Source organism: Sphingobacterium sp. UBA1498 (assembly GCF_002325125.1).
In the GTDB taxonomy this organism is placed as follows: domain Bacteria; phylum Bacteroidota; class Bacteroidia; order Sphingobacteriales; family Sphingobacteriaceae; genus Sphingobacterium.
On record NZ_DCRG01000003.1, the window covers coordinates 204,327 to 228,729 of the forward strand.

General features: G+C 38.2%; 20 protein-coding genes. 6 read left to right on the top strand and 14 right to left on the bottom strand.

Going from position 1 to position 24,403, the window contains the following annotated elements; translation table 11 throughout:
- The first annotated feature begins 10 nt into the window (after positions 1 to 10).
- The 3 genes from B3139_RS02430 to B3139_RS02440 all read left to right on the top strand — a co-directional run bounded on the left by B3139_RS02430 (position 11) and on the right by B3139_RS02440 (position 2,233).
- A complete protein-coding gene (locus B3139_RS02430) occupies positions 11 to 490 on the top strand; it encodes a hypothetical protein (RefSeq protein WP_293879588.1) in 480 nt (159 codons plus the stop codon).
- 80 nt (positions 491 to 570) lie between these two features.
- The gene (locus tag B3139_RS02435; protein ID WP_293879589.1) at positions 571 to 1,101 is read left to right on the top strand and encodes an HAD hydrolase-like protein; all 531 of its coding nucleotides are present in this window, start codon (positions 571 to 573) and stop codon (positions 1,099 to 1,101) included.
- A 127-nt stretch (positions 1,102 to 1,228) separates the two neighbouring features.
- A complete protein-coding gene (locus B3139_RS02440) occupies positions 1,229 to 2,233 on the top strand; it encodes a LacI family DNA-binding transcriptional regulator (RefSeq protein WP_293879590.1) in 1,005 nt (334 codons plus the stop codon).
- Positions 2,234 to 2,287: 54 nt separating this feature from the next.
- On the opposite strand, the gene lpdA (B3139_RS02445) is transcribed toward B3139_RS02440, so the two are convergent.
- Complete coding sequence (gene lpdA / locus B3139_RS02445) at positions 2,288 to 3,676, bottom strand: dihydrolipoyl dehydrogenase (protein WP_209578609.1); 1,389 nt, start codon at positions 3,674 to 3,676, stop codon at positions 2,288 to 2,290.
- A gap of 245 nt (positions 3,677 to 3,921) precedes the next feature.
- Between lpdA (B3139_RS02445) and B3139_RS02450 the strand changes: the two genes are divergently transcribed.
- A complete protein-coding gene (locus B3139_RS02450) occupies positions 3,922 to 4,221 on the top strand; it encodes a DUF3817 domain-containing protein (RefSeq protein WP_293879591.1) in 300 nt (99 codons plus the stop codon).
- A 145-nt stretch (positions 4,222 to 4,366) separates the two neighbouring features.
- On the opposite strand, the gene B3139_RS02455 is transcribed toward B3139_RS02450, so the two are convergent.
- The 7 genes from B3139_RS02455 to B3139_RS02485 form a co-directional block, all read right to left on the bottom strand.
- The gene (locus B3139_RS02455) at positions 4,367 to 4,771 is read right to left on the bottom strand and encodes an acyl-CoA thioesterase (RefSeq protein ID WP_209578607.1); all 405 of its coding nucleotides are present in this window, start codon (positions 4,769 to 4,771) and stop codon (positions 4,367 to 4,369) included.
- Positions 4,772 to 4,837: 66 nt separating this feature from the next.
- Complete coding sequence (gene lpdA / locus B3139_RS02460; RefSeq protein ID WP_293879592.1) at positions 4,838 to 6,244, bottom strand: dihydrolipoyl dehydrogenase; 1,407 nt, start codon at positions 6,242 to 6,244, stop codon at positions 4,838 to 4,840.
- A gap of 207 nt (positions 6,245 to 6,451) precedes the next feature.
- Entirely contained in the window at positions 6,452 to 6,985 is a 534-nt protein-coding gene (locus B3139_RS02465; RefSeq protein ID WP_209578605.1) for a plastocyanin/azurin family copper-binding protein, read from the bottom strand.
- Positions 6,986 to 7,162: 177 nt separating this feature from the next.
- Complete coding sequence (locus B3139_RS02470) at positions 7,163 to 8,764, bottom strand: response regulator (RefSeq protein ID WP_293879593.1); 1,602 nt, start codon at positions 8,762 to 8,764, stop codon at positions 7,163 to 7,165.
- Positions 8,765 to 8,785: 21 nt separating this feature from the next.
- On the bottom strand, positions 8,786 to 9,346 hold the full coding sequence (locus tag B3139_RS02475; protein WP_209578603.1) for a chemotaxis protein CheB: 561 nt from the start codon (positions 9,344 to 9,346) through the stop codon (positions 8,786 to 8,788).
- 6 nt (positions 9,347 to 9,352) lie between these two features.
- A complete protein-coding gene (locus tag B3139_RS02480) occupies positions 9,353 to 10,192 on the bottom strand; it encodes a CheR family methyltransferase (RefSeq protein ID WP_293879594.1) in 840 nt (279 codons plus the stop codon).
- Positions 10,180 to 13,611, bottom strand: a complete 3,432-nt coding sequence (locus B3139_RS02485) for a response regulator (protein WP_293879595.1) — start codon at positions 13,609 to 13,611, stop codon at positions 10,180 to 10,182. The genes B3139_RS02480 and B3139_RS02485 overlap by 13 nt, the downstream gene beginning before the upstream one ends.
- Positions 13,612 to 14,346: 735 nt before the next feature.
- Here B3139_RS02485 and B3139_RS02490 point away from each other — a divergent pair.
- Complete coding sequence (locus B3139_RS02490) at positions 14,347 to 14,865, top strand: KdsC family phosphatase (RefSeq protein WP_209578601.1); 519 nt, start codon at positions 14,347 to 14,349, stop codon at positions 14,863 to 14,865.
- Positions 14,866 to 14,867: 2 nt separating this feature from the next.
- Positions 14,868 to 15,446: a Maf family protein gene (locus B3139_RS02495; RefSeq protein ID WP_293879596.1), complete on the top strand. Its 579-nt coding sequence runs from the start codon at positions 14,868 to 14,870 to the stop codon at positions 15,444 to 15,446.
- Between the two features lie 44 nt (positions 15,447 to 15,490).
- Here B3139_RS02495 and B3139_RS02500 read toward each other — a convergent pair whose 3' ends face one another.
- The 6 genes from B3139_RS02500 to B3139_RS02525 form a co-directional block, all read right to left on the bottom strand.
- Positions 15,491 to 18,076, bottom strand: coding sequence for a TonB-dependent receptor domain-containing protein (locus B3139_RS02500; protein WP_293879597.1), 2,586 nt, complete (start codon positions 18,074 to 18,076; stop codon positions 15,491 to 15,493).
- A gap of 266 nt (positions 18,077 to 18,342) precedes the next feature.
- Complete coding sequence (locus B3139_RS02505) at positions 18,343 to 18,762, bottom strand: HYC_CC_PP family protein (RefSeq protein ID WP_293879598.1); 420 nt, start codon at positions 18,760 to 18,762, stop codon at positions 18,343 to 18,345.
- A gap of 433 nt (positions 18,763 to 19,195) precedes the next feature.
- Positions 19,196 to 21,661 (bottom strand): phosphocholine-specific phospholipase C, encoded by a 2,466-nt coding sequence (locus B3139_RS02510; RefSeq protein ID WP_293879599.1) that lies wholly within the window; start codon positions 21,659 to 21,661, stop codon positions 19,196 to 19,198.
- A gap of 184 nt (positions 21,662 to 21,845) precedes the next feature.
- Positions 21,846 to 22,607, bottom strand: a complete 762-nt coding sequence (gene trpA, locus B3139_RS02515) for a tryptophan synthase subunit alpha (protein WP_293879600.1) — start codon at positions 22,605 to 22,607, stop codon at positions 21,846 to 21,848.
- Positions 22,608 to 22,610: 3 nt separating this feature from the next.
- Positions 22,611 to 23,795 (bottom strand): tryptophan synthase subunit beta, encoded by a 1,185-nt coding sequence (gene trpB / locus B3139_RS02520; RefSeq protein ID WP_209578595.1) that lies wholly within the window; start codon positions 23,793 to 23,795, stop codon positions 22,611 to 22,613.
- Entirely contained in the window at positions 23,773 to 24,390 is a 618-nt protein-coding gene (locus B3139_RS02525; RefSeq protein WP_293879601.1) for a phosphoribosylanthranilate isomerase, read from the bottom strand. The genes trpB and B3139_RS02525 overlap by 23 nt, the downstream gene beginning before the upstream one ends.
- Between the last annotated feature and the right edge of the window lie 13 nt (positions 24,391 to 24,403).

Below are 24,403 nucleotides of genomic sequence, written 5' to 3' on the forward strand. Positions count from 1 at the left end.
ATAGGTTTTAATGAAAAAAATACTCATAACTTTCGGGACTAGGCCTTTGGCGATGCGTATAGCAAAAAAGCTTGGCGCTGATTTCGAAGTATTATTTGCAAGTTCAGAAGAAATCCCCGGATTGCTTTTAAAGTCCGATAAATACGCCAGAATTCCGAAAGGTCTTCTTCCTACTTTTGCACACGAGGTGCTTAAATTATGTCTAGATCAACAGGTGGATTATGTATTGCCTTTGGGCGGCTTCGAACTTGAACCCCTGTCTGTAGCCAAAGTTTTATTTGAGGAATATCAAATCTCAGTTCTTGTTCCGGATAAAGATCTGCTCGAAACAATCCCTCTTATGGAAAACCCTCCGACAGACCTGCCTTATAGACTTCTTTCTAAGGGTAACGATTTATTGGACTCGACGACTATCGAAAGATCATTGGACGGCTTGTTTGCTGCCTCTGATTCTGGAGAGGATTTAGCACTAATTTGTGTATCCAAATAGCCTCTTATTTTTACTGCCAGCGCTATTGTTTTTGTTTTATCGATGTAGGCACTGTCCATAATTTTAAGCTTTATTCATAGATGACGTTTCCAGAAGAAAAAAAGGTTTATGTTTTTGAATTAGATGATGTTATTTTTTCTAAAAAAGATTACCTACTACAGGTCTATTACCTTTTCGCTAATTTTATAGAATTTACTGAGACGGTTCCAGCTCAAGCAGATTTGATTCAATTTATGAAAGATCACCTCGAGCGTCAAGGAGAAGATTTATTGTTTGAACATGCGCAACAAGCCTTCGGATTGGACCAAAAATATAAGGAGAATTTTGAGCGACTTCATGTGAATGCTATTTTGCCACTGAGATTACAGTTGTTTGATCACATTAATATGCTATTTAAAGCGTTAAAAGCTGAAGGTAAGCATATTTGTATCTTAACAAAAGGAAATCCTCTTGAACAGCTTAATAAAGTGAAATTTGTGGACTGGGGCGAATATGAGGATGAGGTAAAAGTTTACTTTTTGGATGAACTTATTTTTAGGGGGATCGTGCCTTTGGACTTCCTTGCGAATGAGTTTACTGTTGAACCAAGCGCAATTCAATTTGTAGACTAAGTTTACAGTAAGTATATTTGTTTAATCTACCAAGACGATATTGTCATTAGAATCGTAGTCAATATTGTTGGAAAAAATTATGATTAGGGATATAAAAGCCCTATTTTTATATAAAGCCCTTGGATTTATGAACAAAGTGAACAAGCCTGCCACGATTAAAGAAATTGCCAAGAAGCTGAAAATCAGTCCTTCAACAGTTTCTAGAGCATTGAATGATCATCCGAGTATTGGATTGGTAACAACAATGCGGGTAAAAAAAATGGCCGAAGAATTGAATTACGAACCCAATCAAACAGCCATATTCTTCAAACAGCGCAAAACATTTACCATTGCTGTTATCTTGCCGAGTCTGTCTGAACCGTTTTTTTCCTTTGCTATCAGTGAAATTGAAAATGTTGCATCTGAGCACCGATACACTGTTCTAATGGGACAATCATTGGATGATCCCGATCGTGAAGAGCAGATCTTAAAAACATTTAAAAACCATCGTGTCGATGGAATTTTAATGTCTATCGGTAAAAAGACTACTAATTTGGAGTTTATCGAAAAATTGGGTGCTTCGGATATCCCGGTTGTCTTTTTTGACTGTGTACCAAGTTTGCCTCATATCAATAAAGTACAAAGTGACCTTTCTACTGGTATGAACGAAGCCGTTGATGCTTTCGTGGCCTGTGGTCACAAAATTATTGCTCTTGTAAATGGACCGAAAACATTGCCAGCTAGTGAAGACAGAAAAGTTGCCTATCTATCTGCTATGAAGAGAAATGGTATGGATATTCTTGATAAGAATATCATCGAAACGGATTTGAGTACGGAAGGAAATGAAAGCGCTATGGATAGTATATTTGCGATGTCTGCGCGACCCTCAGCGATAATTTCTTTTAATGATTTTGTAACGCTTGACTTGATGAAAGCAGCACGGCAGAAAGGTCTTGTATTGAATCAGGATATCTTTTTCATCAGCTATGCGAACTATCCTTTATGGCAATATATGGAAAATCCACCAATGGGACGTATTGAACAGTTTCCGGGAATGCAAGCGCGCAAAGCAGCAGAAATTCTATTCGATCGAATAGATAATCCTGAAGCGCCAGACCAACAGATCGTCTTTAAGTCAAGACTGGTTATGTAGCTTCTTTATTCATTCGGAAAATAAAATTTAANNTTAAATTTTATTTTCCGAATGCTATAAGTGGATTACTTCTCCGTAGGCATCAGCACAAGCTTCCATAATTGCTTCACTCATGGTAGGATGAGGATGGATAGTTTTAATCATTTCGTGACCTGTTGTTTCCAATTTACGGGCAACAACAACTTCCGCAATCATCTCTGTCACATTGGCTCCAATGAGGTGTGCACCTAGGAATTCACCGTATTTAGCGTCAAAGATAACTTTTACAAACCCATCTTTTGCACCAGCAGCTGAAGCTTTTCCAGAAGCGGAGAAAGGGAACTTACCAACTTTTATTTCATAACCAGCTTCTTTAGCAGCTTTTTCGGTATAACCTACAGATGCAATTTCTGGTGAACAATATGTACAGCCGGGGATGTTGTTGTAATCGATCGGTTCAACATGTAGACCTTTGATTTTTTCAACACAAGTGATCCCTTCTGCTGACGCAACGTGAGCCAAGGCTTGACCTTTAACGATATCTCCGATAGCATACACGCCTTCGATGTTTGTTTTGTAGAAATCATCTACTACAACACGTCCACGCTCAGTTTTTACACCAACTTCTTCCAATCCTATATTTTCGATATTTGGAGCAATACCAACAGCAGATAATACAATCTCTGCTTCGATCACTTCTATACCTTTTTCGGTTTTGATTGAAACTTTGCTCAACTCACCTGATGTATCAACAGATTGAACTTCTGACTTTGTTAAAACAGAGATGCCTTGTTTCTTCAAACTTTTCTCTAATTGTTTTGAAATTTCTTCATCTTCAACAGGAACTATTCTATCCATAAATTCGACGATAGTCACTTTCGTTCCAATTGCATTATAGAAATAAGCAAATTCGACACCGATAGCACCAGACCCTACAACAACCAAAGATTTTGGTTGTTTAGGTAGTGTCATTGCCTGACGGTAACCAATTATCTTTTTACCATCTTGAGGTAAATTAGGCAATTCACGCGAGCGTGCACCAGTCGCAAGGATCGTATGTTTTGCCGAATATTCTTTAGTAGAACCGTCTGCTCCTTTAACATCGATTTTACCACCTTTTTTAATTTTTGCAGTACCATTGATAACGTCGATTTTATTCTTTTTCATCAAAAACTGTATACCTTTACTCATTCCTTCAGCAACTCCGCGACTTCTTTTGACGATAGCTTCAAAATCGGCCTCACCACCTTGAACATTGATGCCGTAATCAGCGGCATGGTTTAAATATTCAAATACCTGAGCACTTTTCAATAATGCTTTTGTAGGGATACAGCCCCAGTTTAGACAGATTCCGCCTAATGATTCGCGTTCAATAATCGCTGTTTTGAACCCTAACTGAGCGGCTCTAATGGCAGCAACATACCCGCCTGGACCACTACCGATTACAATGATGTCGTAATTCATATAAATAAATATTCTGTAGTTGAGTGTTATAGCTTCAAATACCAAAATATGTGAAGCCTATATTCATTCAAAAGTACGCATTTTTTCTGATGAAACTGAACAATTTATTGTAAAATTGGCGGTTTCTGATAAAACACTGTCGTTGTTTGTAGGTGAATGTCACATCTTAGTCAAAGGGGTAAAAATAATAGTTAATCCTTATTTAGAGTCTTATTTTTGGAATTCACAATAGACAGTTTATCATTATGTTAAGAATATTTAGACAGATTGCACTGTGGGAAGCTATTTCCACAATTTGCTTGTTTTTTATTGCTATGCCTCTGAAATATTTCGCGGGAATACCCGAAGCAGTGAAAATAGCAGGCTCCATTCATGGCTTTTTTGTCGTTATTTTTGTCGTTATGCTAATTATGTCTACCGTAGAATACAAGTGGCCTATCTTAAAGGCTATTAAATATTTCTTGGCTTCTTTGATTCCTATTTTTGGCTTTTGGGTAGAATTGGATCTAAAAAAGGAAATTGAAGGAAAAAGACAAAAGTCTTAGTCTTGTGATACAGTGTATTGATGCCTGAATTTTCTTAGCGAGTGAGATCGAAAATAGAAATGAAGAAAAGCCTATCTGTAAGACGAACAGTAGTTCGCACGATTATTGAAAAGAAACACAGATTTTAAGAACAACAGGGAGATGTTTAATCATCTCTTCCTGTTTTCTCAATACCCATGTAAGCATAAGTGATGCTGTTCCTGCCATGAGGTGCGGGATTGCCATCCTCATCCAAATTTACAAATACCAGTTTTTCGATCGATAGAATTGTCTTTTTGGATATTTTATTGCGGACTTCACAGCGCATAGTTAAGGATGTTGTTCCAAAATTGATGGCTTCAATGCCGAGTTCTAGAATATCACCTTGTTTTGCTGAGCTTACAAAGTTTATTTCTGAAATAAACTTTGTAACTACTTTTGGGTTCCCAAGTTGAACGATAGCATAGATTACCGCTTCTTCATCTATCCATCGCAGCAATGTTCCTCCAAATAATGTTCCGTTAGGATTTAGGTCTTCGGGTTTGACCCATTTTCTTGTATAAAAATTCATTGTGTATAGATATTTAAGGCAAAGGGGAAAAGTTTCCTTTTCCCCTTGAGTATTTTACATTGACGCCTAAGCGTGTATTGCTCGATTTGCTGTAGCTGCTAGCGCAGCTTCTTTGAGTGCTTCTGTATAGGTTGGGTGTGCATGGCAAATACGTGCGATATCTTCTGCAGATGCGCGGTATTCCATGGCTACCGTAGCCTCAGCAATTATATCTGCGGCACGTGGACCAATCATATGTATGCCTAATACTTCATCAGTAGTGGCATCAGCGAGTACTTTTACGAAACCATCAGTATCGCCAGACGCTTTTGCACGGCCAGAGGCTTTGAAAGAGAATGATCCTGCTTTGTACTTAACACCAGCTTCTTTAAGTTGCTCTTCAGTTTTTCCAACAGATGCAACTTCTGGCCACGTATAAACGACGCCTGGAATCAAATTATAATCAATATGTGGTTTTTGACCTGCGATATATTCTGCGACATATACACCTTCGTCTTCAGCTTTATGGGCTAACATCGCTCCAGTGATTACATCTCCGATAGCGAAGACGCCTTGTACGGCTGTTTCAAGGTGTGCATTGACGGGTATTTTTTTACCTCTTTCTTCTACAGTAATGCCGATATTTTCTAATCCTAATCCTTCTGAATATGCGGTACGACCAACTGCTACGATGCAATAGTCGCCCTCTAAAGTAATTTGTTGTCCCTTCGGATCCTCTGCAGTTACATTTACGACATCGCCATTAGCGGAAGCGCCTGTTACTTTATGCCCCAGATAGAACTCCATTCCCAATGATTTTTTCAAAACACGCTGTAGTTCTTTCCCTAAGCCAGCATCCATTGTGCCGATAATGGATTTTGCAAATTCAACAACAGAAACTTTTGAACCTAAACGGGCGTAAACTGAACCCAATTCCAAACCAATCACACCACCACCGATGACAATAAGGTGTTTAGGTATCTCTTTTAGGTTAAGCGCTTCTGTAGAGGTAATGATTCTCTTTTTATCAACCGGCAAAAAGGGCAATGAAGTTGGTTTCGATCCGGTCGCAATAATTACATTTTTACCAGTGATCTGTTCTGTAGAACCATCTGCTTTTGTTATTTTGATCGTGTTTTTGTCCACAAATGAACCCACACCCTGAAAATTGTCAATTTTATTCTTTTTGAATAGGAAGGTAATACCGGCAGTATTTTGTGCAATGACATCGTCTTTACGAGCAATCATCTTTGCCATATCTACTTTCAGGTCTTTCAAACTGATGCCGAATGTATCAAAATTGTGCGCAGCATTGTGGTAATGCTCCGAAGCATCTAAAAGTGCTTTAGAAGGAATACATCCAACGTTAAGACAAGTACCACCAAATGTGCTATATTTTTCGATAACAGCTGTTTTTAATCCTAATTGGGCACAACGGATAGCTCCTACATATCCACCTGGACCACTTCCGATTACAATTACGTCGTATTGCATTGATTACGTTTTATTTTTTTGTACCACAAATTTAATGATTATTAATGGGATAGGAAATCAAAACTTACGATTTGTGACTAAAGCGCCTTACTTTACATTTATTTGATAAATAGCGAGAAATTACACACCATAACGGAAATGATAGACGCTTGGGAGGGAGGATAAGTAAAAGGTATTCATGTTTTGAATACCTTTTTTATTTACTGATTATTCTGCAACAATTTTTCCTTGCATGACACCGTAGTGACCAGGGAAGCTACAGATAAAGGTATAAACACCTTTTTCAAGTGTAAACGTGATTTTATCAGTTTCTCCAGGTCCCAACAATTTGGTGTGGGCTGCAATTGAAGATAAAGCCGATTTTGGGATATATTCGTCTGCAGCAGCTGCAGCAGCTTCAGCACCAAAAGTGGGCAGATCAACTCCTGGTTTTAAGATAACTACATTGTGCCCCATAGACTCTTTAGGCATTGTACCTGCATTTTTAAAAGATAATTCAACAGGTTCGCCAGCCTTTACACGGAATAAATCCTTGTCAAATTTCATTTGATCGTTACCTTCTAAAGATAGGTTGTTGGAAATAGCTACGTTTTCAATACCAGGTACTGTTTCTGTTGCTTGGCTTTCTGTCGAGGTTGCCGCTTCTGTACTCGTAGATTTTTCAGACTTGTCACTGTTTCCACCGCAAGAGGCAATTGATAAAGCAACTGCAACTGCTGGTATCATAAAAAGTTTTTTCATTTGAATGATTGTTTGTTTATCTTCTATTTATTATAGGCATTTCCACTGCCTTCAGCGGTTTAGTGATGAAGTTATTATAAACTTTGATCCCTTTCTGGATATATGTTCATGACAACCAACATCAATACATATTTTTTATGTTCTAAAAGTAATCAATTCATTGATAAATTGAAACTATCATTTCAATTTTGACAATAAAGTATCAATTGTTTTATATAGCTTGATCGGGTCGAATGGTTTTCCAACAACTTCATTTGCTCCAGCATCAAGAGCTTCCTGTTGTTCGGCTTGTAGCACAGACGCCGAAATCGAAATGATGGGCATATTGGCTATCACCGGATTTGTGTTTCGACGTATTTCCTTAATTGCTTCAAAACCGCTCATCAATGGCATATGTGCATCCATAAATACCAGGTCGATTTTTTTCTTATTAATCTCTTCTAGGGCAATAAGACCATTGGTTGCCAAAGTAATATTGCAATTCCAGCTTTTGAGGATATTCGCCAACATGAAACTGTTCAATTCGTTGTCTTCTGCAATTAGAACCATTGGGAAATTGAACTTCGGTAATTCTGTGTAGAGTACTTGGGTTTCTTTCTCTACAGGCTTATCTTTGATTTTGTCAAAATTACATTCAAATGAAAACACGCTGCCCTTTCCGTATTCACTCGAGGCAAAGACTTTACCGTTGAGCAGTGCTGCAATCCGCTTTACGATGGCGAGACCTAATCCTGTACCTCCAAATTTTTTGGTAATGCTATCCTCGCCCTGTTCAAAAGCAATAAATATTTTTTCAAGGGCATCTTCTGCAATGCCAATTCCTGTATCGATGACCTGAAACCGTAAACAAATATTGTGGTTGTCTTCCGATAAGAGCTGAATTTTTAAGAGGACAGCGCCTTCGGCGGTGAATTTGAAACTGTTGGAAATAAAATTGGTCAATATTTGTTTCAATCGCAATGGATCTGTCAGAAAATAACTTGTGATGCGATCGTCGACATCAATTGAAAAATTCAGTCCCTTGTAGTTGGCTTTATCAATAAAGAGATTGTTTAGGTCATCTGTGATATCATGGACTGATGTGGATTCCATATTAAGCTTCATCATTCCTGAGTCAACCTTGGAAAGGTCCAGTATGTCGTTGATGATATTCAGCAAATTTTGCGATGCAGAGTCCAGTTTATTGATCCAATTTTCTTGTTCTAGGGTAAGCTGGGAGTTTTTTAGCATCTGTGTAATCCCCATAATACCATTAATAGGAGTACGAATCTCATGGCTCATATTTGCTAGAAATGTTTCCTTGGATTTTCTGGCAAGGTCGGCCTCCTCTTTAGCTTTAAGAATAGCTTGCTTAGATTCCTCTAAGGCAATGTTTTTTTCTTTAATTTCTTGCTGAATCAGTAGTTGCTGAACGAAAGATTTTACTTTTGCTATAGTGGCTTCTGGATTAAGTGGTTTATACAGATAATCTACAGCTCCGCTATTGAGCCCCTGTATGAGGTATTTATCTTCTTTAGAAATTGCCGTTACCATAATTGTGATAATATGGTTAGTTTTCGGATTATTCTTTAGAAAGGAAACGAATTCAAAACCATTGATTTCCGGCATCTGGACATCGACGAGCGCTAAATCAATCTGTTCTTTCCAACAGATCTTTAAAGCATCATTGGGATCTGTACTCGTCACTATGTTTATATTTTCTATATCCTCCAACAGGGCTGTTAGACTGATAATGTTTTCAATTTTATCATCGACAATCAATATATTTATCTTCTTCATTATAGCAAATCTAACTACAATTTATGTCAACTGCTTGATGTAATCTTTAATTTCTTGAATGGTCAAAATACGTTCTTGTGCTCCAAGTTGAATAGCTGCTTCGGGCATAACGGGAACTTCAGCAGTTGTAGGATCTTGTACAACAGTTTTTCCTCCATATCGTTTTATCATGAGTAAACCTTGCGCGCCATCTTGATTCGCTCCTGAGAATAATATAGCAATACAGTTTTCTCTATATACTTCGGCTACAGACTCAAAAGTTACATCAATTGAAGGTCTTGAGTATTGAACAGGTTCAGAGATATCCAAAGAAAAACTATAATCTGGTTCAACTAATAGGTGATAACCAGCAGGTGCAAAGTAAATAGTGCCATTTTCTATTGCTTCTTTATCATCAGCGGTCTTTATTTTTTGAACGAGAGCTTTGGAGAGTGTTTCTTCGATGGTAGAAGCGTATTTAGGGTTTCTATGTACAATGACAATAACGGGTATGCGTATGGGGTGTTCCAATGATTTAAGAATGTTCAGAATCACACTAAAGCCACCTGCAGAGCCCGCTAACAAAAGAATTTTTCTTTCCATTTTCTATTACCCAATTTTTTGGTAAATATTATGTTTTTTGTTTACGATCTTAAATTTGGCAGCATCTTTATAATTGATCAGAGATTCCTTCGCCCCCAAACAGAGAAAACCCAGGTGACAGAGTGAATAATAGAATAAATCCAAGACTTTATTTTGCAAAGCAGTATCAAAATAAATCAATACATTACGACAGGTAATCATCTGAAATTCGTTAAAAACGCCATCGGATACTAAACTATGTATAGAGAAAAGGATATTTCTTTTGAGGCTATTATTAATTGTTGCGGCATTGTACATCGCTGTATAGTAATCCGACAATGAGTTTTTGGGTTCTGTTTTGATAAAGTTTTCCGAGTATTCTTTGACTTTTCCAAGAGAATAAATACCGCGTTTTGCTTTTTCTAGCACTTTGCCGTTAATATCAGTGCCATAAATGAATGCACGTTGGTAAAGATTTGTTTCTTCCAACAATATGGCTAGCGAATATACTTCTTCGCCCGTAGAACAACCAGCGCTCCAAATTTTAATATGGGGATAAGTTGCAAGATAGGGGAGCACCTCCGTTTTGACAGCTTTATAAAAATCTGGATCCCTAAACATTTCTGTGACATTTACGGTGATTTCCTGAAGAAAATAGGTGCTGAATCCGGGTTGATTGATCAAGTTGGATTTCAATTCCTGTAGATTGAATTTATTGAGTTCCATAATTCTCGTTACACGTCTTTTGAGAGATGCTCTGGTATAGCCAGATACATCATAACCGTGGAGATTTTTGACTACATCAATAATTTCTTCTAACTCTTCAAAACTTATCATTGCCACTTTTTTAACGGTTAACTCAGCCATACACGCATTAAGGATATTAATTTGTCTACGTCAACCGGTTTACTAATATAATCGTTTGCGCCAACAGCGATCGTTTTTTCGCGATCACCTTTCATTGCTTTTGCCGTCACAGCAATAATAGGAAGATTCGCAAATTTTTTGTTTGCCCTTATTTTCCCAATAGCCTCATAACCATCCATAACAGGCATCATAATATCCATTAAAACAAGATCAATCTGGTCATTTCGTTCGAGAATATCCAATGCCTCCTGACCATTATTGGCAATCTCAATCTTCATATCATAACTTTCAAACGCCGTGCTGAGGGCAAAAATATTCCGCATATCGTCATCTGCTAGTAGTACTGTTTTGGAAGCTAAATTGTTCTCAGCAATTACAGAGTTCCCCGAGTTGTTGAACATCGTGTATTCGTGTTTGTTGCTACGAATTTTATTTAAGAATAAATTTACTTCATCAATTAGACGGTTGTTTGACTTAGCGGATTTGAGAACCATGGCTTGGCTATGATGGAGTATTTCAGAAGTCTGCTCGGTACTGAGTTCCATTGCCGTATTGATGATAATCGGTAAATTCTTAAATTGATTGTTCGATTTGATTTCGTTCAGGAGTTCAATCCCCGATCTGTCTGGGAGATTTAAGTCCATAATGATACAATCAAATGATTTCTCCTGATTCAATAAATCGAGTGCTTGTCCCGCATTGAAGGCCTGAAAGATCTGAATATGCTGTTCTTCCAAAGATTGTTTGATAAAATCGCTTTGGATTTCTTGATCTTCTACCAACAGAATTTTTTTCAGTGGATGACTTGTCGATGTCTTTATTTTTAAGAAAGTTTCGGCCAGAGATTCTTCTGACACTGGTTTGGACATAAAGCCGATGGCTCCTGCGGAAATAGGTTCATCATGTAAAAATGTTCCTGCCGACATCATGTGTACTGGGATATCCTTGGTGTTGTCATTTTTTTTCAGGTTTCGAAGTACTTCCCAACCATCCATTTTGGGCAACATAATATCTAGTATCACCGCGGCAGGTAGTAAATTTTTAGCTTTTTGTAAGCCATCTTTTCCATCATAGCTGATGTAGACATCATAACCATTTTGTTCGGCATAGTCTTTTAAAATATCTGCAAAAATAAAGTCGTCCTCAATAATCAGCAATTTATTGTTTTTTCCATCGTTTTCTATCCCCTGAATTTTTGCAGCAATCGGAGTTTCATTTAGAATTAGCGGCGGATAATTATTTTCATTATCGATAGATGCTACTTTTAATAATGGGGTTTGTATTTCCTGTTCTAGTGGAATACTAAAGATGAAGATGCTACCTTCGCCGATTTTGCTGGATAAGGTTATTTTTCCTTTCAATAAATTGGCGATTTCCCGACAGATCGATAAACCTAAACCAGTGCCGCCATATTTACGGCTTGTTGAACCATCTTCCTGCTTAAAAGCATCGAAGATAAGCTCTTGTTTTTCAGGGGCGATTCCAATACCGTTATCTTTGACCGTAAAAATAAGATTTTGCGCGTCAGCTTTTATTCCAAAAAAAACTTCTCCTCTTTCACCCGTAAACTTAAATGCATTCGATAATAAATTCTTAAGGACTTGTTGTATACGATGTTCATCACCAACAAATTCCTGTGGAGCATTCATATCGACATCAAGTAGGAAGCGGATACTTTTGGATGCTGCGGTATCGTTGAAAAAATCTTTAATATAATTTACGAGAAAGTTGGTGTTGATCCGCTCTTTTTGTACCTCAACTTTGCCGGATTCTATTTTTGCCAAATCCAACAATTCATTGATTAAATGTAATAGATCTGAGCCGGCACTATGAATGACAGAAGCATATTTAATTTGATCTTCTGTGAGATTTTTCTTTTTATTATCCTGAAGCAATTTGGCTAGAATCAGAATACTATTAAGGGGTGTCCGTAATTCATGGCTCATATTGGCCATAAATTCAGATTTATACTTGCTAGATAGCTCTACTTCCTCTATTTTTTGGGCTATCGCCTGACGGGCTTTTTCCAGATCTTCGTTTTGAGCAAAGAGTAGTTTTGCTTTCTCATCCAACTCATTATTTGTTTGGATAAGTTCTTCTTGCTGCACTCTAAGTTCTTCTTCAGAGGCTTCTAATAGATGCGTTTTATGTATTAGCTCTTCATTCGTTGTTCTCAACTCTTCCTGTTGAGTCTCCAGTTCTTCGGTTTGTTGTTGAAGTTCCTCATAAAGATCGGCAAGCTTCCCATGCGTTTGGGCCACTTTAATGATAACGGCAATGTTATCTTTCGCTTTATTTAAAAAGTTAAATCGCAGTTTTTCGTCTTTCTTGTTGACAACTGGGCAGCATATCTCCATGATACCGACACAATGTTTTTCATAAGAAAAAGGAATAATATAAATCTCAGTTTCTACCCGATCTGCCAATGAGGTTTCTAATAAAAGGTGCTTGTTGTTAATATCTTTAATTTTAACAACCTCATGATTGTTTGCGACCTCGCCTAATATACCGTCATTTTCCTTAAATGTTTGTTTGATATATTGTGTTGCGGAAATGCCGATTTTGTGGCAAAGCTGATATTCCTGATAATTGTCGTCGAAGATATAAACTGTTCCTCCCAGTGCTCTAGTCGACGAGGCAATCGCCTGTAGGCTTATTTCAGCAATTTTCTTGTCTGTATAATCTCCACGTAACTGTTCATCGATGCTACTGATTGCATTCAAAATCCAGTTATCATTGTTTGTTTGTTCCTGCAATAGTTGGAGACGGCTGTTAGACTCCTGCTGACTTTTCACGGTGGCCCTTAGAAATCTTGAGATAGAAGAAATCTTGGAAAGAATATAGAAGAATCCACTTAAGCCTATAGCAATGAACAGGTAGGTAATGTATTGGGCTATTTGCAGATCGTTTCTAGATTTTTCTAAAAGATTTCCCCGCTGATCCAATAAGTCTTTTGACATTAGATCGATCTGACCTAATATGGAGGCTTTTTGTTCGTGAATGTGATTGGATCTGAATTGAATTTCTCTTGTATCTGCGATATCTTTTTCAAAGTTATAAAATGCTGAAATTTCTTTGCGCAAGCTTTCAATTTTGTTCAATGGGAAATGATAGAAATCATCTTTAAGGCTTAATGAGCGGAGTAGTTCATCGGTTTTTCTTAATTCCAATTTGTAGGGAATAAATAGCGAAGCATCTTTCTTATTCAGGTAATCAAGTTTGACATCATTTACTTCGTCTACATTTGATTTAATTTCATTAATAGTATTAAATCTATTTTCGGCGATTTGAACGATAGTTCGCTCGTTATTTAAATTATGATGCAGCGATATGAAAAAATATAGGGCTGAAAGGAAGATAAGCAAAAAAGAAATGATCACTCCTAGGGTAATTTGCTTTCTATAGTTTTTTCGATTCATGTGAGAATGAGTTTATCGTTTTACTTTTCTGTAGGTAATGTTTTTTGATTGTACCTGGGGAAAAAGATATATGTAAAATAACAAAAAAACTTGCTATTAATCAAAAGCTACAATAGAAACAGCGCTATAGAAAAGTCAAGGGGCATCCCAAATACATTTATATCGACACGACAGTCTTTTTCTATTCCTGATGTGTAGCTCATTATTCGGGCAAGTATAGCATCGTATAAAAAAGTTTGGACTAGGATGCCAATGGATCAGTTTCAAAAGCTGTGGACTAAACAAATAATTTGGTCAATCTGAACAGGAAAGAAAGTAGGTAAAAACAAAACCCTGATGATGGGCACCAGGGTTCGTTACTAACCAATTATAAACCTAAATTATGAAAAGACTCTTTAAAGGCCGCTAAACTAAATTAGTTGCCGTTTTTTTTACTATGAAAACTAAAATGATTGTTTTTTTATCTTTTGCAAATAAAACGTGAATAACGTCTTTGATTGCTTGCTATTAGTGTTTCATAGTGAGATAACCTTTAATTATCTTCAACAAAGATACAGTAAATATGCAGTAGCTTCCAAATATTTTTTCTAATAAGTTGCTAATACAACTATGTTGTGACACACAAATGATATTTTGACTAATCTGAATAATTATTTGACAGGGTTGGTCATTGGATTAATGTCATTACTCGAATTATTTATTAGAAATGCCTTACATTTACAAAAATATATTTTTATGATATTGACCGAATTTAAATCGATAAAGGCTTTTGTATTGGATGTGGACGGTGTGTTGACTGACGGAACCGTGCAGGTAAATGAAGACGGACATCAATTGCGCACCTTTAATATCAAAGATGGATACGCAATGCAGTTGGCAATCAAAAAAGGTTATCCGATTTTTATAATTACCGGGGGTGGATCGATCGGTGTTGAAATGCGTATGAAAGGATTGGGTGTTAGTGAAGTACATTCAAAAGTGAGTGATAAGCTTTCAAAAATGAAAGAACTTGCTTATGCTTACAAGTTGGAATTAAATCAGTTGATGTACATCGGTGACGATGTACCTGATTTCAGCTGCATGAAAGCAGTTGGTGTAGCTGTTTCTCCAGCGGATGGTGTGGAAGAAATTAAGGAAATTTCACATTATGTGTCTGGTTTTGGCGGCGGTAAGGGGGTTGTGCGTGAAATGATCGAAAAAGTAATGAAAGTGCAGGGCAATTGGTATGAGGACGAAACGATAAAAAGTATATAAGAATGTTGGAAAATATAAAAAATAGTACAGTGATATTAGGGTCTCAATCCCCACGGAGAAAACAGTTATTGGCAGGGCTTGGTCTGACATTCGAAGTTGAGGTAAGGGAGACAGCGGAATCGGTTGATCCAAATCTTTCTGCTATAGAGGCTGTTCGTCAAATCGCTATTTGTAAAGCCGAAGCATTTAGGGATACAGTAGATTGTTTGATTATCTGTGCCGATACGGTTGTAGTTTCTGATAAGGGCGAAATTTTGGGTAAACCAAAAGATGCGCAGGAAGCTATAACAACTTTAACAAATTTATCTGGTAAGAAGCATTTGGTATTGACTGCAGTAGCGATCTTGTGGAAAGGCAAGATTAGCACTTTTGTCGAAAAGACAACAGTCTATTTTTATGAATTAAATCGGGATGAAATCGAATATTATGTTACTAAATTTGCTCCGTTAGATAAAGCTGGTTCTTATGGAATACAGGAATGGATCGGCTTAATTGCCATAGAAAAAATAGAGGGAGAATATAATAATGTCGTCGGATTACCAACGGCAAAGCTTTATCAAGAATTGAAAAAATTAGTATAAAAAAGCGGCAGAAACCGCTTTTTTATACTAATAGATTTTCATTTTTATTTGATGAAATACCGAATACCAGTGTAGAACATGCGTCCTGTTAAGGGCCCCCAAAGCATTGATGTATCAAAATAGTTTCCAAAAGGTTGATCTGCTGCGAGGATTGGCATACGTTGGAAATAATTAGATAGATTTTCTCCACCAACATACACGGTCAAATTTTTCTCTTTCCCAAAAGTTTTGCTAATCTGTGCATTCATTGTCGCGTATGCTTTCGATGCTGTAGGCATCTGATATTCGACAGGGTTTTCAATGGTTGATGGAATGCGTTTTTGTCCAACCACATTTAATGTATAATCTACACTCCAGCCAGCATGGTGGTTATAGGCTAGGTTGACAAAGCCGCGGTGTTTAGCCAATAGCGGTTTGGTCTTTCTGCCACTTTCGAAATCAGTCTGCACATCAAGTAGGCGATAGGCCAACCTCGTTTCAAAATGAGGAGCTGGCATAAAACGAAATTCTGTTTGTAAGCTATTGGAGAAAGAATTTCCAGACAAATTATAGAAATTGATTTCTCGGGGATTTTCATAATCTACGACAACCTGGTTAGAAAAGCTGTTATGGAAGAACTCAACAGATGCCGAAGCCTCTCGTCCAAATATTTGCAAACTTTGGTCTATCGCTATTCCGCTGTTCCACGAAACTTCCGGTTGGAGCCCATAAGCTTTATCGTATACATTAGGTGATTGAATAATCAATTTTCTGCTACTTGCCAGGACTGCGGTATTCTCTGCAAATATATTTGCTGTACGTTGACCTCGTCCAGAACTAGCCCGAATTGTTGTTCCTGAAATCGGCGCATAACGTAAATGTATACGAGGAGTTGTAAACCAACCATACAGGGAGTTGTAGTCTTGGCGTAGACCAATGATAGCATCAAACTTTTCTGATGGACTATAGGTATATTCCGCAAATGCGCCCGAAACAACCTCTTTACGTTTGAAGTTTTTGTCTTTTAAGTACCATTCGTCGTAATTGTCATAATTAACCGATGCTCCAACACGATATTTATGGGCAACAGTTCCGATGATATCTTGAAATAAGAGGTTGGCATAGCCATTTTGTTGCTCCGAATCGTAGTTATTAAGCCCAAAATAGCTTTTCTGATTATAGTTTGATCCTGCGAGTTGGAGACCAATGCTACGGTGCTTATTTTCGGGGAACACGTAACCAATTTTGGCAAAACCTTCTACGCGTTCAATATCAAATCCTAAACCATAGCGATTTGTGGTTCCCTTATCTGTCTTTTCGTTGAAATCAATCTGTCCACCCGTACGGTCATCATTGAGATATTTGACCCCAAATTGTACCATCAGCCCTTTTCCATTTTCATAAAACCAGCGGTTGACACCGGAGAATAAATTACCCACTGGTATATCTCTAAACCCGTTGTGACTAAAGTTCATAGACTTATTGTACATAAAATTGTCGTGCAATAGGACTGCCGTCGACCAATGTTGACCAATTTTTTGTGAAAGATTTAAGTTGACATCTGTGCGGCCCATGTTGTTCGCATAGGCATTAAAAAACAATCTTTCCGAATTTTGAGGTTTCTTCAGTTCGACGTTGATCTGTCCGGCCATGTTTTCGAAACCGTTAGCAACGGAACCTATGCCTTTCGCGATTTGAATTGATTCAATCCATGTTCCTGCAATAGAATTTAAGCCTAATGGAGAAGCCAGCCCACGCGGCCCGGGTAAGTTTTCGACAGTTAATTGGGTGTAAATACCACTCAGGCCTAGCATCTGAATCTGTTTACTACCTGTTACAGCATCAGCACTGACAACATCGACAGAAGCGTTAGTTTCAAAGCTTTCGCTTAAATCACAGCAAGCTGCTTTAAAGAGCTCTTTTCCCGTGAGAACTTCTAATCGTGCAGGTGTCATACGGTCGATGTAATTTGAGCGTCGTGTTCCTTTAACCTCAACTTCCATCAACACATTACCCTTTGCTGTAATCATAATGACTTCATGCAGATCTTTGATGGTGATGGTGTCAGGTTTCATTCCAACGTAACTTACCACCAATTTGTCGAATCCTTCTTTATGGTCTAATTTAAAAACGCCATTTTCGTTTGTCCTTGTATTTTTGGTAGGCAGGTTGGCCCAGTGTAAATTGGCTCCAACAATGGGTTTAAGATCCCCCTTTTTGTTTTCTTCAACGACCACACCGGTTACTGTATGTGGATGGTCATGGTTATCGGTTGTTATAGTTTTCTTTTCGGGTATTTTGCCATTTTCCAATCGCGGATACATACAACATTCATGGAGCTTAGCATAGGATTCATCAGTGGCAACTAAGTTGTCTACATCATGGCCAACTTGAGCGATATTTTTCTTGATTGTCTCCAGCTGAACTTTTTGGGAGTTATATCTGATTTGCAAGAGGTTGTCTCCTGTATTCCAAACGGCCGTTTCTACACCATGCATTTTCGCTGCGGTTTCAATGCGTTTTTTACACATGGCACAATTCCCAGCTACGGTAAGCGTCCTCGTACTGTCGGTCTGTGCCTGTACAAACGCCAGAAAAAATAAGGTTAGAATGGTTGTCGTATATATTTTTTTGAAAATTTGATTCATCATTTTAATTAAGAGTATTCGCTTCAACTAGCATTTAATTTTTACCTCCATGATATCGCGCAACCATATGCAAGGAGTACGGATTTATTTTTTTCAGTTCTACAATTTTTTTGCTGAACGATTTAAAATCCGCTTTTTTTGTTCCGTGATACGCTACGGAAAGATGATTGTTGGGAATAGCAGTCTGCCATTCTTATGAAAATATAAAAATTATACTGCGCTTAAATCAATTCAAGAAAGTGAACTGCGTTCAGTGAAAAGAGGTAATATTAAATTCTAAAATTTTGATTGAGAATAAAAACAGGAGGGCTCTGTCTATTGTTGCTCGCAAAACCGGTATACTTTAGTTTAGAAAAATCGTCTTCCTCCCCAGAGAAATGATAATAATTAAGTATCCAATGAAGCGTAATTATTGCGGGAGAAAAAGTATTAAAATCAAGATTTTGTGTTACTCTGCTGAAGTTGTCGACCTTGTGTGCTTCGATCTTAACATCTTTACAGCTTCCTGTTTCATGACAGTGTTTCTGCTGTTTTTTTGTAGACTTGGCACAAAGAGGGCAGGCTATATTATGGCTTTCCGATAACGAGACACTTTGTGTTTCCCCTTGGCAAAAATGAAGATGCACTGAGGCACCACTTGCTGCGAGCAAATAGAAAAATAAGCCGATAAATAGTGCGATTTTCTTCATCGAGACAAAAATAGAGAAAATATGCAATTTTTTTTTGTAAAATTTTGGATAAATGTTATAACTTGTAGACACAAATGAAAAACCAAAAATAACCAGAGTTATGTATGTATTATTTATCAATTCGGTCGGCTCATATTTATTAGCTAGCTTTTTGATTGTTGGGGCAGTACTATTATATAAGGGCTTTTACCATCTCGCTCGTCGTATACAGGAATAAAGTATCGGATCTTCTTTCGGTGTAGTTTTTTGACTTGAATGTGCTTTATCTCTGCTGAAGGTAACCGTATTCTTTTATTTTGTATTCGAGATTAATCGTTTTGTAATTGTTACGAATGAATGTATTAAAGCGGTTTAGTCAGGACATTGTGTGGGTCAGCAGCAAAGTCGAATAAACGTGGGCTATCCAGTCTTTTTGAACAGCCCTTCTCTTTGTTTATCGATTGAATAAGGGATCGCTTTTTCCTACATTTCCAATCTCGACACGACCGGCATAGTGTTCCACAAAGTTTGGAAAGCCAGCGCAAGTGAGCCGGAAGTCATACCAAAAGTGTTGATTAGCCAAGTCAAAATGTATGATGATAACTTGTCCAGCTTTAATTTTCACAGTCTTTTTTTTCTGACCATAGCTGATATCTTCAAACATAAGTTGCTGAGCTGTTTTTCCATGATTTGTACAGGAGAAAGATAAACGGCCACTAAATGCTGATCCATTTTTACATTTTTCATAAGTGCATCGTATCTTTACATGTGGATTATTCCCATCGCCTTTAAATTCGCGATAAAATCCATTTGGACCGTGAATTTCGAGATGATATATTTCTTTTTCGAAGTCGTTTAGTGACCAAAGGTCTGTTACACTGTCTCCTGGAGAAATAGCATAATTTCTTGAGGTTCCAACTTCTCCTTTGTATTTAGCCGCATGGTAGACTGTAAAAGGCGAACCCGCTGAATGCTCGCCAAAGATTTTATTTGAAGCCTCAAATGTGACCCAATAATTCCCTTTGGGTTGGTATTCGCCATGTACATAAAGTTCATAAGGAAGGATACACGAATCCCGAAGCCCCTTTTCTTGTTTTGGAAAATAGGGCGAACTACTAGGGGCTTGTTCAATTTGTGTGATTTCCGATGGATCAAGCGCTTTAAAGCCCATGGGAACGCCTTTAAATTTTGCTTGGTGGATCTCTTGGATAAAAGGCTCTCGTTCAAGTAGAATTGGTTTATTCATAGTTTCACCATGGTAGGGTCTAAATGCCGAAGTTAAGTCTCCACATACGGTACGTCGCCAAGTGCTGATGTTGGTCTCCTTTACCTCTTTCTTGGTTTTATATGTTATAAATTTCTCTAGGAATTGTAAACTGGAGGTATGGTCAAATACTTGCGAATTAACCCAGCCACCTCTGGTCCATGGAGAAGCTATGACCATCGGTACACGATAACCGAGACCTATATTGCTTTCTCTTCCGCTTTCAGGATAATATTGCTCATCACGAAGTACAAATTCTAGCGCAGGATTTATTCCATCTGATACTTTCCCACTTTCTATTTCGTTAGGATTTGGTGCTGTAAAAGGTGCAAAGTGATCAAAATATCCGTCATTCTCGTCATAGGTAAGTATAAAGACTGTTTTTTTCCAAACTTCTGGATTCTGGGTAAGAATGTCCATAATTTCGCTAACATACCATGCTCCAAACCAAGGAGAATCGGGATGGTCAGAAAAAAGCTGCGGTGGAGCTAACCAAGATACCGTGGGAAGTTTACCCTCCTCAACATCTTTTCGGAACTGATATAGAACATCGCCTTTAGGAATCAGTAACTTTCGCTGTTGATCCCCTTCCTGATACTGCATAGTTTCTAATTCCATGTAATCGGGCTGTGCGCTGTTGTTAACAAAAGCACGGCGATGAATATCTTTTGTCCGCTCGTCAAGCTTCTCAAAGTTCTCGGCGGTATATAACTGTAGTTCCTCTTGGATATGCTTGAGCTCTTTATTTAATTTTTCGCGTGTGTCGACAGCTGTTGTTTCGTTCATTTTACGCTCGAGATCTTCCTTTTTTAAAGTAAGAAGCTGACGGTAGCGCGGATGATATTTGACCTGATATTGTGGAAAGTACTCCATTGGATTGCAGCCAAAATTAGCTAACCAGCTGTTTGCTTCACCACTATATCCAGCACTGCTCGAAGAAATTTCATTTTGATAGATCTTCCAGTCTACACCTAATTCGGAAAGGCGTTCGGGAAAGGTTGTCCATGTCGCCTTGCCACTAAACTCGGAGTCACCATTCCAAACTAAAGCTTTTCCCGTCAGATTTTCTCTGATATTAGCAGTCCAGAAGTAAAGTCTATTGGGATTAGTACCGGTGATACTTGAACAAAAGTGCTGATCGCAAATAGTGAAACAGTCTGCCAGTGAATAGTAAAAAGGAATATCTTCACGGGTATAATACCCCATAGTCAAAGGCAGATTGGCAAACTCTTTAAATCCGGAATGTTTGACATCCAGCCATCTGTTCATTTTACCATTATTTCTTGCGTCGGTTTGATCGGTCCAACTGTGTGGGAGACAACCCATCCAGGTAATTTTTGAATCTTTGATATCCAATCGAAAGGGAGCAAACGTTTCTCCGGATTTTTGCGTCTGAAACCAGACTTTATTCCGATTGGGTTGCCGGATAGCTCTAGGATCATTAAAACCTCTTACACCACGCAGTGTCCCAAAGGCATGATCAAATGAACGGTTTTCCTGCATTAATAAAACCACGTGCTCGGCATCATAAAACGTGCTGCCCAATGCTGGATTTATAGCCATTGCCTTTGCAATAGCGGATGGAATAACATGGGAGAGAGAGGCCCCTCCAGCAAGCATAGCTGCTTTCTTTAAAAAATCTCGTCGAGTATCCATGGTTATATCAATATTGATCGCCTGGCTGTTTTATTCCTTGGTGAATCAAGACAGCAAAGTTATTCGTTTTGAAAAAAAATATATCTTCAAAACTGCCTTAAAAATAAGCGTTCGATCCAAGAAAAAAGAATTTAGATCGAACGCTTATAAAAAAATAATGTTTTGCTAATTTTTAGCTTGTGGATTAAGCTTTGATGGACGAGATAAATGATGGGATTTGGTTGAGGTAATCCTGATCTTTTAACCGTTTAACAAATGCGGTGCCTATGATAGCTCCTGCAGTATCTCTAGTTGCCTTTTGAAAGGTTGTTTTATCAGAAATACCGAAGCCGACGATCAAAGGGTTTTTTAATTGAAGGTCATTTACCCGCTTGAAGTAAGCTGCGGTATTGTCTCCAACATCGAGTGTTTTACCCGTTGTGGCATTTGAAGAAAGTAAATAAATAAAACTCTTAGAAAGGCTGTCTATTTTTCTGATTCGTTCTGTCGATGTCTGTGGTGTTACAATAAATACATTGGCAACTCCATTTTTCTCGAATGTTTCTTTATAAAAGTCTTCATATTCATCCATGGGTAGATCCGGTATAATCACTCCGTTTACACCTACATTTTTACATGCTTCACAAAATTTTTCAACACCAAATTGTAGCACAGGATTAAAATATCCCATGAGAAATACAGGGATACCGATATGCTCACGGAGGTCATTCAATTGGTCGAACAGCTTTTCTAGCGTCATACCGTTTGCCAAAGCAATTTCTGAACTGTGCTGAATGACAGGTCCGTCCGCAACAGGATCGGAATAGGGAAAACCAATTTCCAGAAAGTCCGCTCCGGCTTCTTCCAATTTCTTGGCAATACTTATTGTACTGTCCAATGTTGGATACCCAGCTGTAAAATATATCGATAAAAGGGGAGTACCTTCTTTTTTTTCAATTGTATTCATGACTTAAAAATCAAAGTATTTCATATAATTATCCAGATCCTTATCGCCGCGGCCAGAAAGACAGATAACGACGGTCTCATCACCTTTAAAAGGAATTTTCTCTAAATAAGCGAGCGCGTGTGCACTTTCAATTGCTGGTATGATACCCTCTAATCGTGTAAGTTCAAGGCCTGCACGCATGGCCTCGTCGTCAGTCACACTAACGTAGCTGCCTCTACCAGATTTGAATAACCAGGCGTGCTGCGGGCCAATTCCGGGATAGTCGAGCCCAGCGGATATGGAATACGGTTCTATGACCTGACCATCTGCTGTTTGCATGAGGATGGAGCGACTTCCATGCAAGACTCCTTCTTTTCCTAACGCTGTTGTAGCAGCGGATTCGCCTGAATCAACACCGTGGCCAGCGGCCTCGACAGCATACAATTGAACCGATTCTTCATCCAGATAATGATAGAACATACCTGCGGCGTTGGAGCCTCCTCCGACACACGCCAACACTATATCTGGATTTTCTTTTCCCGTCTTTGTGAAGAGCTGTTTTTTCGTTTCTGCAGAAATAATAGACTGAAACCGAGCAACCATATCAGGATAAGGGTGTGGGCCTACAACAGAGCCAATGATATAATGGGTGTCGACAGGATTGTTTATCCAATCCCTTAACGCTTCATTTGTAGCATCTTTTAGAGTTTTTGACCCTGATGTCGCTGGAATAACTTCGGCTCCCATCATCTTCATCCGTGCAACGTTTGGAGCTTGGCGTTGAATATCAATTTCACCCATATAAACCGCACATTGTATCCCTTTTAGTGCACACACTGTAGCGGTGGCAACACCATGCTGTCCTGCACCGGTCTCTGCGATGATACGCTTTTTACCCAAGCGTTCTGCTAATAGAATTTGGCCAATGGTATTATTGATTTTATGGGCTCCGGTATGGTTAAGATCCTCACGTTTTAAGTAAATGGTAGTTCCATATTTTTCCGATAGACGCTTGGCATGATATAAGGGAGATGGACGTCCAACATAATCGCTGAGCAGTTGATTAAATTCCTCCTGAAAGCTCTCTTCTTCGATAATCTTGAGATATTCTTCACGTAGCTCCTTCACATTCGGATAGAGCATCTCAGGGATATAGGCTCCTCCAAATGGGCCATAATATCCTTTTTCATTGACTTGATATATACTCATTTTTAATAGTATTTATACTTTGGCTTAATAGATCAATATCTTTTAACCCGGGTTCTACTTCAAATTTTGAATTTAAATCCAGGGCGTATAGCCGAGGATCATTTCTTTCTAGCGCTCTTTTGATATTTTCAGCGTCCAAACCACCGCTCAGAAAATAGGGCGTGATAAGTGTGTATTGGTCCAATAGGGACCAGTCAAATTGTAATCCCGTACCGCCGTAGGAATTGCTTTTCGTATCAAATAAAAAGTAATCTACAATATTGGCGTAAGAATCCAAAGCTATCCAATCAAAGTCTTGATCTACTCCGAAAGCTTTAACGATCGTAGCTTTTGATTTTTCTTTCAATTCGCGGCAGAATTCTGCAGATTCATCTCCATGTAGCTGAATTACATTTAATTTAAATTCAGTTTTTTTAACAAGAATTTCTGACAGGCTTGCATTGACGAAAACCCCAACCTTGTTTAGGTTCTCAAGCTTCTTTATATATATTGAAGAGTTTTCGCCAACATAACGTTTGGATTGATCATAAAATATAAATCCCATATAGTCCACTCCCAAAGAAGCTACAGCCGCTATATTGTCGGAATATTTCATACCACAAACTTTT